This is a genomic window from Caproiciproducens galactitolivorans, from assembly GCF_026672255.1.
Classification (GTDB): Bacteria; Bacillota; Clostridia; order Oscillospirales; family Acutalibacteraceae; genus Caproiciproducens; species Caproiciproducens galactitolivorans_A.
Window position 1 is genome coordinate 150,488 of sequence record NZ_JAPOHA010000001.1, and the last position, 13,018, is coordinate 163,505.

The 13,018-nt window shown below is 48.6% G+C and carries 9 protein-coding genes; 5 read left to right on the forward strand and 4 right to left on the reverse strand.

From position 1 onward, the window contains the following. The first annotated feature begins 54 nt into the window (after positions 1–54). From OUY18_RS00710 to OUY18_RS00730, 5 genes are all read left to right on the forward strand, one after another. Positions 55–186 (forward strand): ATP-binding protein, encoded by a 132-nt coding sequence (locus tag OUY18_RS00710; protein ID WP_419196107.1) that lies wholly within the window; start codon positions 55–57, stop codon positions 184–186. A 74-nt stretch (positions 187–260) separates the two neighbouring features. Beyond that, positions 261–1,217 carry an NAD(P)H-dependent glycerol-3-phosphate dehydrogenase gene (locus OUY18_RS00715; protein WP_268056789.1) on the forward strand — a complete coding sequence of 319 codons (957 nt, stop codon included), beginning with the start codon at positions 261–263 and terminating at the stop codon, positions 1,215–1,217. Positions 1,218–1,329: 112 nt separating this feature from the next. Beyond that, positions 1,330–2,163 carry an Mrp/NBP35 family ATP-binding protein gene (locus tag OUY18_RS00720; RefSeq protein ID WP_268056790.1) on the forward strand — a complete coding sequence of 278 codons (834 nt, stop codon included), beginning with the start codon at positions 1,330–1,332 and terminating at the stop codon, positions 2,161–2,163. 267 nt (positions 2,164–2,430) lie between these two features. Continuing rightward, the gene (locus tag OUY18_RS00725; protein ID WP_268056791.1) at positions 2,431–4,653 is read left to right on the forward strand and encodes an ABC transporter ATP-binding protein; all 2,223 of its coding nucleotides are present in this window, start codon (positions 2,431–2,433) and stop codon (positions 4,651–4,653) included. Further along, the gene (locus OUY18_RS00730) at positions 4,650–6,527 is read left to right on the forward strand and encodes an ABC transporter ATP-binding protein (RefSeq protein ID WP_268056792.1); all 1,878 of its coding nucleotides are present in this window, start codon (positions 4,650–4,652) and stop codon (positions 6,525–6,527) included. The genes OUY18_RS00725 and OUY18_RS00730 overlap by 4 nt, the downstream gene beginning before the upstream one ends. 123 nt (positions 6,528–6,650) lie before the next feature. Here the strand turns inward: OUY18_RS00730 and OUY18_RS00735 are convergent, their stop codons facing one another. The 4 genes from OUY18_RS00735 to OUY18_RS00750 form a co-directional block, all read right to left on the reverse strand. Next, complete coding sequence (locus tag OUY18_RS00735) at positions 6,651–7,640, reverse strand: inorganic phosphate transporter (protein WP_268056793.1); 990 nt, start codon at positions 7,638–7,640, stop codon at positions 6,651–6,653. Between the two features lie 181 nt (positions 7,641–7,821). After that, positions 7,822–8,508, reverse strand: a complete 687-nt coding sequence (sigK, locus tag OUY18_RS00740) for an RNA polymerase sporulation sigma factor SigK (RefSeq protein ID WP_268056794.1) — start codon at positions 8,506–8,508, stop codon at positions 7,822–7,824. A 176-nt stretch (positions 8,509–8,684) separates the two neighbouring features. Then, complete coding sequence (locus tag OUY18_RS00745; RefSeq protein WP_268056795.1) at positions 8,685–10,817, reverse strand: hypothetical protein; 2,133 nt, start codon at positions 10,815–10,817, stop codon at positions 8,685–8,687. A 20-nt stretch (positions 10,818–10,837) separates the two neighbouring features. Then, on the reverse strand, positions 10,838–13,018 hold the full coding sequence (locus OUY18_RS00750; RefSeq protein ID WP_268056796.1) for an efflux RND transporter permease subunit: 2,181 nt from the start codon (positions 13,016–13,018) through the stop codon (positions 10,838–10,840).

Consider the following 13,018-nt stretch of genomic DNA (forward strand, 5'->3'; position numbering starts at 1 on the left):
ACAAGGCTTTCACATTAACGGTTTAAAATAAATAAAAAGCATAAGCGCGCACAGATCGGCACCGGCCTCGGCCTCGGCCTTTCCATTGTGAAAGCGATATTGGACATGCACGGGGGCGCTTACGGCGTACAGAGCGAAGAGGGAAAAGGGAGCGTTTTCTGGTTTGAACTGGATGCCTTGTCCTGAAAATTTTCCGTTTTCAGAAGGTTTTCCTTTCAGGGCAAAATTATGGTATACTAAAGGAAAACGGAGGGGATAACATGAATATATCCGTCATCGGCTGCGGAAGATGGGGCAGCTTTATAGCCTGGTATCTTGACCGGTTAAATCATACGATAACGCTTTACGGGCGTGAAAACTCTCAGAAGCTGCAGACGTTCAGAAAGCAGCGCACAAACGGACTGGTAACCTTAAACGAAGGCATTCAGCTTACCAGTGATTTGAAAAATGCGGTGGAATCGGCGGAAATCCTGGTGGTATCCATCGGAGCGCAGAGCTTTCGCGGGTTCATGCAGCAGCTGGCCGCGCTGGATTTGGGCGGAAAAACGATTGTGCTGTGCATGAAGGGAATTGAAGCGGACACGGGAAAACGGCTGACGCAGATTGTACAGGAATACGCCCCGAAGGTTCCTGTTGCGATTTGGGTAGGGCCGGGCCATGTTCAGAATTTTGTACGCGGAATCCCGAACTGCATGGTGATCGACAGCAGCAGTATGGAAATTAAAGAATATCTGGTGAAAGCGTTTTCCAGCGACCTGATTCGCTTTTACTACGGAACGGATCTGATCGGCAACGAAGTCGGTGCCGCCGCGAAAAACGTAATCGGGATTGCCGGGGGGATGCTGGACGGCCTGAACCGCACGGCGCTGAAGGGCGCTTTAATGTCCCGCGGGACAAGGGAGATTGCGCGGCTGATTCAGGCGATGGGCGGAAATGAAATTACCGCCTACGGTTTAAGCCATTTGGGCGATTATGAAGCGACCGTATTTTCCGAATACAGCCACAACCGGAAATTCGGCGAGCTGTTTGTTAAAGGAGAGAACTATGGCGAGCTGGCGGAGGGCGTTGCAACCACGACCGCCCTTTTGAAACTGGGGCAGGAAACCAAAGTGGAGCTTCCAATCTGCCGCGCGGTAAATTCCGTCATCAATGAAGGAAAAGAACCGAAAACCGTTCTTTCCGATTTGTTCCTTCGCAGCCTGAAAATGGAGTTTTAGCTTCCCGCTATCTAAAATATAAAATTGACAAAATCAGTATATCATTTTACAATAAGAACTGCTTGATAATGAAGTCCTGCGCGAACCGCAGGACATGAAAAAGGATGATTCGATGAGTGAAGAAAATTGCACGCATAACTGTGATTCCTGCGGCGAAAATTGTTCTTCCCGCAAGGTAAACCCCGCCGATTTTATTGAAAAACCAAACGCAATGAGTAAAATTAAAAAAGTAATCGGCGTAGTCAGCGGAAAAGGCGGCGTTGGAAAGAGTATGGTAACTTCCATGCTTGCTGTTTTGCTGAACCGCCGCGGAAGCCATACGGCGATTTTAGACGCGGATGTTACCGGCCCGTCTATTCCGAAGGCTTTTGGATTAAAGCAGAAAGCAATGGGCAGTGAATTCGGCCTGCTGCCGGTGAAGACGAATACGGGAATCGACGTCATGTCCGTAAACCTGCTGCTGGAAGACGAGACCGCCCCGGTCGTCTGGCGCGGCCCGGTGATTGCCAACACCGTAAAACAGTTCTGGACGGATGTTATTTGGACGGACGTGGATTATCTGTTTGTCGATATGCCCCCGGGAACCGGCGACGTTCCGCTTACCGTGTTCCAGTCCATTCCGCTGGACGGCATTGTCATCGTAACTTCTCCGCAGGAGCTGGTTTCCATGATCGTTGCCAAAGCGGTGAATATGGCGAAAATGATGAACGTACCGATTATCGGTATTGTGGAAAACATGAGCTATGTAAAGTGCCCGGACTGCGGAAAAATCATTTCGATTTTCGGCGAAAGCCATGTTGAGGAAATCGCGGCAAAATTCGGGCTGAAAGTACTTTGCAGATGTCCGGTTGACCCGGAGCTTGCTAAGAACTGCGACGTGGGTCTTGTCGAACTTGCCAACGCTCCCTGGCTGGAAGCGGCGGCGGACGCTGTGGAAAAACAATAAATAAAAAATCAAAGGTAAGGGCTGTCTGATCGAAAGAATCGGGCAGCTCTGTTTTTGTGCACGCTTTTTAAAATTTCTATGTATGAGCTGGGGGGAGTGTACGGTTGAAAGAATGAAATAGTCTTTTGAAAGGCCGCAGGGAATAGGCTGTGCCTTTTGGTGCCATGGAAGTAGCACCACTTGTCGGTGAGTATCCATTATTCTTTGTTCATAAACCGGCAGGAAATGGAAATGATAGGGACAGCGATTTTGGAAAGGAAAAACAATATGGCAAAACTGGCAAGCTATTTAAAACCCTATACGGCATCCCTTCTGCTGTCCGTCTTTCTGCTTTTCGGGCAGGCGGTCAGCGACCTGAATCTGCCGAACTACATGTCGAAAATTGTAAACGTTGGCATACAGCAGGGCGGTATTCAACAATCCGCGCCCGAGGCAATCAGCGCAAAGGGCTTTTCCTTTATGCGGATTTTTATGACGGATTCGGAAAAGCAGGTAATGGAAAACGGTTATAAGAGGATTCCGACAAAGGGTTCCGGAGCGGAGAAGGAAGAATATCTCAAAAAATATCCTCTCCTGAAAACGGAGGATATTTATGTCCGGTCTAGCTCCGACCCGCAGTTGGACCGGATATTCGGCGAATCCGCCTGGACTTTTCTCAATACCATGAAAAGCATAGCCAAACAGTCGGGGAAATCCTTCTCGGCGGGGAAGACGGACGTTACAAAAATTGATCTGTCCGGGCTCTATGCGCTTGAGCCGGTGTTCAGCCGTTTGCCTTCGGGTACGATTGCGGATGCGCGCGCGCAGGCGCTGAAAAATCCGGAAGCGACGCTCCTGCAAAGCGGGGCGGCGTTCAGCCGGAGCTTTTACCGGGAGCTGGGGGTGAATACAGGAGCAATCCAAAATCATTATATTTTGCGGACGGGGGCGGTCATGCTGCTGATTGCGCTTGCGGGCGGAATCGCTACCGTTCTGGTCGGCTATTTTTCCGCAAAAATCAGCGCCGGGGTTGCCCGGGATCTCCGCCGTGCTGTATTTAATAAGGTTGAGAGCTTTTCAAACGGCGAGTTTGACAAGTTTTCCACGGCATCTTTAATTACGCGAACAACAAACGATGTCATGCAGGTACAGATGCTTCTGATGATGGGCGTAAGGATTTTTTGTTATGCTCCGATTCTGGGGATCGGCGGTGTCTTTATGGCGCTGCGTAAATCCGTATCCATGAGCTGGATTATTGCTTTGGCCTGTGTCATCCTGACCGGCATGATTTTCGTGGTATATTCCGTTGCCATGCCGAAATTCCGAATCATGCAGCAATTGATCGACCGGCTGAATTTAATTACGCGTGAGAACCTGAACGGTCTGATGGTTATCCGCGCGTTTGGAACACAGAAATTTGAAGAAGACCGTTTTGACATTTCAAACCGCGATCTTACAAATAATTCCCTGTTTGTGAACCGCGTCATGGTGTTTCTGATGCCGGCCATGATGCTGCTGATGAATGCGGTTACTTTGCTGATCGTATGGGTCGGCGCCCGGCAGATTGCGGATTCCGCTATGCAGGTCGGCGATATGATGGCGTTCATGCAGTATGCAATGCAGATTATTATGAGCTTCTTAATGATCTCCATTCTGTTCATTCTGGTGCCGCGCGCGGCAGTTTCGGGCCGGCGCATAGCAGAAGTCCTCGGCGTGGAGCCGTCTATTCAGGACCCGCCGCGGGCGGAAGAATTCCGTTCGGATAAAATCGGGACGGTGGAATTCCGAGATGTATCCTTCCGCTACGGCGGAGCGGGCGAGAACGCGCTGGAAGGAATTAACTTTACCGCTTTTCCGGGGCGCACAACGGCGTTTATCGGTTCAACCGGTTCGGGGAAGACAACGCTGATCAATTTAATCCCGCGCTTCTACGACGCGACTGGGGGGGAAGTGCTGGTTAATGGCGTGAATGTAAAAAATGTTAAGCAGCACGACCTGCGGGAACAAATCGGGTATGTTCCGCAGAAGGGATACCTGCTGTCCGGTACGATTGCTTCCAATCTGCGCTACGGCGACCGGAATGCGGATGAAAGCAAACTGAAAGAGGCCGCTACGGTTGCGCAGGCGATCGGCTTTATCGACGAAAATCCGGAAGGCTTTGAATCGGAAATTGCACAGGCTGGTTCCAATGTGTCCGGCGGGCAGAAGCAGCGGCTTTCCATTGCCCGTGCGTTGGTGAAAAAGCCTCCGATTTATATTTTTGACGACAGCTTTTCCGCTCTGGACTTTAAAACGGACGCGGCGCTCAGGCGGGCGCTGAAGGATTATACGGGGGACAGTACGGTTCTGATTGTGGCGCAGCGCGTCGGCACGATTATGGACGCGGATCAGATCCTTGTGCTTGACGAGGGGAAGATTGTCGGCAGGGGTACCCATAAGGAATTGCTGCATACGTGCCGGACGTATTATGAAATCGCTTCGTCCCAGTTTTCAAAGGAGGAACTCGCATGAGCAGACCTTCCGCAAAGCCAACGCGCCAACCGGGGCACGGCCCCGGCGCAATGATGCCGAAAGGGGAGAAAGCCAAAGATTTCAAGGGCACTTTCCGAAAACTGCTCCGTTATCTGGGCAAATATCGCTTTTCCCTGCTGATCGTCATCCTCCTTGCGATTGCTTCCACCGTATTTTCCATCCTTGGCCCGAAAATACTCGGCGAGGCCACCAATGCGATCTTTACGGGGATTATGAATCGGATCACCGGAGCGGGCGCGGGAATCGATTTTCAATATATCCTGAACATTATGCTTTGGCTTGTCGGTCTTTACCTGATCAGCGCCATTTTTTCCATTATACAGGGGTATGTTATGACCGGCGTCTCCATGAAAATCACCTATAACATGCGCCGCGAAATTGCCGCGAAGATACAGAAGCTTCCTTTGAGCTTTTTTGATACCACCAGCAACGGCGAGGTGCTGTCGCTGATGACCAACGACGTGGATGTGATCAGCCAAAGCCTGAACCAGAGCGTAACGCAGATTGTAACTTCCATCACGACGATCATCGGTATTTTCGTCATGATGCTGTCCATCAGCTGGCAGATGACGCTGGTTGCTCTGTGCGTGGTACCTTTATCCGCTCTGTTCGTCATTCTAATCGTCGCAAGGTCGCAGAAATATTTTCTCGCCCAGCAGACGTATCTCGGGCATGTAAACGGCCATGTTGAAGAAATGTATGCAAGCCATATCGTTGTGAAAGCGTTTAACAGCGAGGAGGAATCCGTAAAAATGTTTGACAGCTATAACGATACGCTCTATTCGTCCGCGTGGAAAAGCCAGTTCCTGTCGGGCATGATGATGCCGGTGATGAGCTTTATCGGCAACCTCGGATATGTTGCGGTTTGCATTCTGGGAGGATATCTTGCCGTAAACGGAAGGGTGACGGTTGGGGATATTCAGGCTTTTATTCAATATGTCCGTCAGTTTAACCAGCCGATTACGCAGGTAGCGAACATTTCCAATGTATTGCAGCAGACCGCGGCGGCGGCCGAGCGCGTATTTGCATTTTTGAATCAGGAGGAGGAAACTGCCGAAAGCGCGGAGCCGGTACGCCTGAAATCGAAAGACCGGGAAGACGGGCTTCAAATCCAGGGTTTCGTGGAATTTTCGCACGTTCATTTCGGCTATACTCCGGATAAAACGATTATCAACGATTTTTCCGCGAAAGTGGAGCCGGGCCAGAAGATCGCCATCGTCGGCCCTACCGGCGCCGGAAAAACAACGATGGTCAAACTTTTAATGCGTTTCTATGATGTGACCGGCGGGGCAATCTTAATTGACGGCCATGATATCCGCGACTTTTCGCGGGACGGGCTTCGCTCGCTTTTCGGGATGGTTTTGCAGGACACATGGCTTTATAACGCCAGTATATATGACAATATCCGTTACGGACGGCTGGATGCCGCCGAAGGAGAAGTGTTCGCCGCCGCGAAAGCGGCGCAGGTAGATCATTTTGTGCGCACACTCCCGGACGGTTACAACATGATTTTAAACGAAGAAATCAGCAATGTTTCGCAGGGGCAGAAGCAGCTTCTGACGATCGCCCGCGCGATTCTTGCGGACCCGCAGATTCTGATTCTGGACGAAGCAACCAGCAGCGTGGACACCCGCACGGAAATCCTGATTCAGAAGGCAATGGATAACCTGATGAAAGGCCGTACCAGTTTTGTCATTGCGCACCGTCTCTCCACGATTCGGAACGCGGATTTAATTCTCGTAATGAAGGACGGCGATATTGTGGAACAGGGAAAGCATGATGAACTGATGCAAAAAAACGGTTTCTACGCCGGCCTGTACAATAGCCAGTTCGATACGGCGGAGGATTCGTAAAGAAAAAGGAACCGCGGAAATCGCGGTTCCTTAACATATATAAGGGTATAACGGATAGATTGCTAAATCGAGATAAAATGAAAAAGAAGCGCTTCGATTTGGAAGCACTCCCGAATGAATCGTTTATAATAACCGGAAAAGGAAGGTAAAGGCCGCGCCGAGCAGCATCGTTGCGGGAATCGTAATAAACCAGGTAATGATGATATCCTTGGCCGTTGACCATCGTACAGCGGAAAAGCGCTTGGAGGAGCCAACGCCCATGATGGACGAGGAAATGACGTGGGTTGTGCTTACCGGGGCGCCTAAAGCCGTCATAACCTGAATGACCGCCGCCGCCGAAGTTTCGGCTGCAAAGCCTTCAACAGGCTGGAGTTTAATCATATTCATGCCGACGGTTTTAATAATCCGCCATCCGCCGAGCGATGTTCCAAGCGCCATTGATAAGGCGCAGATCAGTTTAACCGCAAGAGGAACGCCGTCGCTTGCCTTAATAAAACCTCCGCTGACCAGCGCCAGCGTAATAATGCCCATCGTTTTCTGCGCGTCGTTGCTTCCGTGCGAAAATGCCATCAATGCCGCGGAACCAATCTGTAATTTCGAAAACCACTTATCAACGAAACGCTGGGAGGAGGTCTTTAAAAGAAAATATAAGAATTTCATGACAAAATAACCGATTACAAAGCCAATAACAGGGGATGTAAAGAGAGGAATAATCACTTTGTCCAGAATATTCGTCCAGTTAGCGACCCGGAGATCACCGGACACCACGATGGCGGAACCGATTAGGCTGCCGATCAGCGCATGGGATGAGCTGCTTGGCAGCGCAATATACCATGTAATCAGGTTCCAGACGATTGCGCCGCACAGGGCGGAAGCGATAACGAACTGTTCCAAATGCCCGTTTATAATACCGGATGCGATTGTATTTGCAACGTTTACGCTGACCAGCGCGCCAAGGAAATTCAGCGAAGCCGACATCAAGGTTGCGGCCCGCAGGCTCAAAACCCGCGTGGAAACGGATGTCGCAATGGAGTTCGCGGTATCGTGAAAACCGTTGATAAAGTCAAAGATAATTGCGAGGAGTATTACAAGAACGAGTGTTATGTTAATCATTTGGAACGATCCCTTCAAAACTACATAAAATCAGAACTTCGACAAATACAGACGCCGAAATATAAGTATATTTTTTTTGTATGCATATGTCAATGGACTTACCGAATAATCCCCTTTTCTATTCCGGCAGAATAAAGGAACCGCAGAGTATCCTTACCCCTGCGGTTCCTTTTTTATGTATTTATTTTGTGAATCGCTTGTACAGCGCGCCGAGTGATTTTTTTTCAATTCTTGAAACATAGGAGCGTGAAATACCGAGCTTTTGCGCTACTTCCCGCTGGGTTAAGGGATTATGTCCGGTCAGCCCGTAACGAAGCTCGATGATGATCTGCTCGCGCGGGGAAAGTACCTCCTGTATATAGCGTTTTAACTGTTCCGATTTGATTTTACAGTCGAGATTTTCCAGAATATTGTCTTCGGTTGCCATAACGTCCATTAAAGTCAGCGCGTTGCCGTCTTTATCGGTGTCGATCGGCTCGTTGATGGAAATATCCTGTGCGGTTTTCCGCGAGGAGCGGAAGAACATCAGCACTTCGTTTTCGATGCATCTGGCCGCATAACTGGAAAGGCGGATTCCTTTGCTGCTGTCGAAGGTGTTTACGGCCTTGATCAATCCGATCGTGCCGATGGAAATTAAATCGTCCTGATCATTGGAGTTCGCGTAGTATTTTTTAATAATATGGGCAACAAGCCGGAGGTTGTGTTCGATCAGCTCATTTTTTGCTTTAAGGTCCCCGTTTTTCATACGTTCCAGGCAATCGCGCTCTTCCTGTGCGGTGAGCGGCCGCGGAAAGGAACCGGAACCGGTGACATGAAGAATAAAAAACAGCAAGCCGGATATTGCAAATCCTAGAACGGCACCAAACATACAGCCACCCCTTTATAGTGTTATTCTGCCATTATATGCCCTTTGCGCCTGTCTGTTGCAAGTCCGGAGGAGAACAAAATCAAGGGGTGGCGGCCTGCTTTTCCGAAAAAACCGCATAACGACGCAGCAGCAAATTACAAGCGTAATTTGCTGCTGCGCCGGTTGTGTTTATCAATTTACGAATCGGAGAATACGGATGTTATGGCGCTCCAAATTTTTACAAACAGATTTTTAATTCTGTCCAGTACGCTCAGATTATTCTCCGATTTTTCGAGATCTCCATTGTTCGCTTTGTCGTCGTCCTTGCTGATTTCCTGTGTTCGGAGCACGATTTGAACGCTCGACGGCGCCGGATTTTTCAAAGAGGTAAACGAAATCGGTTTTGCTTTCGAGTCAAGATTCAGTAAATTATTGTCATCCTGGAATTTGTCGAATTCCTTATTAAGGGCGTCGTGAATCTTATTGTTTGCATCCCGAATGGTCGGGGTGTTTCCAATTCCGTTCAGGCTTTGCTCCAGTACGCTGATTAAGCCGTTCAGGGTCTTGCGGGTGCCGTCGTCCAGCTTATTTCCGCTTAACCGCACCATGGATTCCAGCGAAGCCAGAAAAGCGTGGGAATCCGCTATTCCGTTTGACAGGCTCTGCATCAGGTTTTGGGTATCTTTCAGCGCGGAGACCGTGTCATCCTTGTACTGGTTTGCGGTGGTATTTAATGTATTGATATTGTCGATTAATGTATCCGCAATACTTAGGAGATTTTTTAAATTTGCGCCCGCGTTGTTCGCGTGTTTCAGCAAATCGTCGGCGTCGTTAATACCATCATCTACTAGACCTAAATAAGAATCCACTACGTCAACCGTATCGCTGCCTGTTTTTATTAATGCATCCGATTGGCCCAATACTTTACTGAGATCATTTACTAAAGGTGTGGTTTCGTCAGAAACTTTTTGGAGACCTTTAAGCGTTTTTTGGGAATATGTTAAAACATTGACTATATTGGGATCTGCTAAATATTTGGGGTCGTTTAGTTTAGTAAGTGAGGCACCTAAATTTGCTGCGTTTCCCTGAAGCTCGCCGGCATCTTTTTGGATTGTTGGAAGAATCTTTTTCAGTAGATCGGCTTGTGCTTTTGCGTTTTTTAAATCAGTATTGAGATCATTTGTTACATTAGAACGCTTGCCGGTTCTACTGCTTGCGTCATCCAGATTATCACGGATGTCATTTACATCGCTCCGAATCGAGCTGATGGAACTGGACAGGGAATCCAGATAAGATTTCGAAACATTCAGCGTTTGCACAAGGGAGTTTACATCGGTATTTACATCCTGTACAAGCTGCTGTCCCTTTTGCAGATGGGGAACAAGCGCGCTGGTATTATTTGCGATATTGGTTAAGTCCGCGAGGGATTTATCGGCATAGTTATACATATTCCCTTTTGAAGAACTGACAATGCCGCGGGCGCTGTCCAGTGAGCCTGCGCCGGATTGCAGCTGGTTAAGGCCGCCGGTCATGCCCTCCATTGTCCCCAGAATCTGATTCGTGCTGAGGTTAATTGCGTCCAGTGAACTTTTAAAGGTGTCCTTATCTTCTTTCAGGTCCTTAATATCCTTTAACTGATCCAGTGTGCCGGGCACCATCAGCATGAAGACGCCGGTTGTTTCAAAGCTGTTCGTACCAATCCGGATGGTAAAGTTGGTTTCTTCTCCGGGCAGACCGGCAAACAGAACGGCTTTATAATCGCCGAGGGATTGCAGCTGCGCGCCGGGGGCTTCCACGCTCAGCGTATCCTTCATTTTCACCAGCGTTCCCACCTGAAGGAGAAAATTATTTTTGTAATAATCGGCTGCACTCTTATTCGGAATGGCTTTTACGTCGATTTCGACCATTCCGGAAACACCGGCAAGTTTCTTTGCGTCCGTGGGAACGCCGTTCAGCTTATACGATACGTCGAAATTCCAGGGCATGCCGACCGCGCCGTTCTTGGGCGTGCATTGATAATAGAATCTGCCGGTGGCGTCCTTCGGAAGATTCCAGCTTACGGAATCACCCGACAGGGTCGGTTTTGCGTCCGTGGACATATTGATTACATTGCTGTAGCTGCCGTAATCGGTGAATTGGTTGTTCCCATTTAAATTGCATCCTTTTACAATTTCAACATTTTGCGTTTTTCCATAGTAATCCAAATTTACATAAACTGCTTCATCCGTGGTAACAACCGGGGCTGCTGCCTGAGCGGAAGTAGACAGAATCGGTATCAGGACCGCGACTGAAAGAAAACCTGCTAAAACTCTTTGTAATTTCGCTTTCATGGTAAATCCTCCCTGATTTGTTATACGGACTGCTCGTTATGAGCGTTTAAAAATTGTAGTTTGGAATTGAGGTTTTGCCGCAGGGCTTTCTGCTTTGCCTCTTTCTTTTCGCGCAGGCGGTCCATTCGGGCCATGTGCTTTTGGATCGGTTTGTCGAAAATATAAAGCAATGCCGGAAGCACGGTAACAACCAAGGTGAAACCGAACACCGTTCCTCTTCCGATCAGATGGCCGATATCCGCGATTGCGCTGATGGAGCAAGTGAAATAAAGAATATAACCGACCATCGTAAGGATGGTTGCGGAGGTTAAAAGGGGAGGGGTGGTCGTAGCAATTGCATCAATGGTTGCCTCTTTCCGCCCGAGCCGCGCCCTGCTTTCCATGAAATTGTTTGTCATCAGGATGGCGTAGTCAACCGTGGCGCCCAGCTGAATACAGCTGACGATGACGTATCCCATAAAGATCAGCCGGTTTCCCGTCAGGTACGGGAACAGCATATTGATGAAAATAGCGATTTCAATCGGAATAAGAATCAAGACCGGGATCAGCAGAGACCGGAAGGTGATCATAACAACAATAGCAACCGACAGTATGGACAGCGCGTCGACAAAGTCGTAATCGCTTGTGATCGTTGTTTTGATATCCTGTGTGAACGGCGTTGTGCCGACGACGTAGGACTCCTTTGGGTAATATTTTTTTACAATGGATTGGATTTCGTCAGAACACTGGAAGCTCAGTTTGCTTTCATCTTTTGTTTTTATGTACATCAGGATTCTTGCATAATTCTTTGTGTGAAGCTCGCTGGTAATACTCTCCGGAATGATGCTTTCCGGAAGACCATCCGGCAGCGTATCTGCAAGGGAAGTGACGCTCTTTGAATAATCCAGATTATCCAGTTCTTTTGCAAGGGCCTTTTCCGTTACCCGGGAAGTATTCGGAACAATGACCAGCATCATGTTGCTTCGGCCGAATTGCTTATTGATAAGCTGGTCGTCCTCATACGCCTTCGTACCCACGCCGGCGCCGACAGCCTGCGCTCCGTAAACGAAGTCGGTCATTCCTTTTCCTATGTAAGCCGGAAAAGCGACAAACAATGCCAGCGCAACAAAAGCGTAGCGTCCCTTGAACACGCCCTTGGCAAATTTTCCAAACGGAGGAAGGAACGAGCGGTGTGCTGTTTTTTCAATTAAACCGGACCAACGGATGATCAGGGACGGCATCAGGAACAGAACGGTGGCAACGCTGCAGAAAATTCCCTTTGCCAGTACAACGCCCATATCAAAACCAATCGAGAATTTCATCAGGGACAATGCGATGAATCCGAAGAACGTCGCGACGCCGCAGGCCAAAATGGATTTTGCGGAATGCCGGATAGCCACGGCAATGGCGTCTTCCAGACTCATGCCCTTTTCCCGTTCCGCCGTAAAGGAATGGATTAAGAAAATCGAGTAGTCCATCGCGACGGCCAGCTGCAAAACAGGGCCGACGCTGGAAGTGAGGAAGGAGATTTCCCCCAGAAAGATATTGGTTCCCATGTTGATAATAATGGCGACACCCATGATCAGCAGGAACAGAATGGGTTCAAACCAGGATGTAGTCGTTAAGATCAGCGTGACAAGGATTAAGCCTACGCAGATAACGGTCGCCTTTTTTACTTCTATGTTCAGGTTTTCGCTGAGGGATTTACTCTGTACGGCCGATCCGGTAAAATGACCTTTGTCTCCCGTAATGGCCATAATTTTATCAATTGCCTTTGAAGTCTTTTTGCTGGCATCGCCTTCGTCAAAGGTAATATCCATAACGGAGTAACCGTTTTTATAATACTCATCAATATCTTTGCTGCTGATAAACTCGCCCGACTGATAAACGTCTTTTTTCGTATCGGCCCAAACAACCATATCCACGCCGTCGACCGCTTCAATACGGTCTTTATAGGCCTTGGCCTGATACAAGGTTACATTGTCGATCATTACCCGTGCCGTACCGGGGTATCCGAATTCCTTCCTCATCACGCTGATGCCCTGCTGAGAAGGAGTGGTATCGGGAAGGTATTTTGTTAAATCGTAATTAATTTCAACGAACGTGTTTAAAAAAGCACAGATAATAACCATAATGATAAAGAATTTTTCGATATGTTTCCTTTTGTTAATAATAAAATCTACAATAGAATGCGTTTGCTTCTTTGTGCCCTGTACATTCAT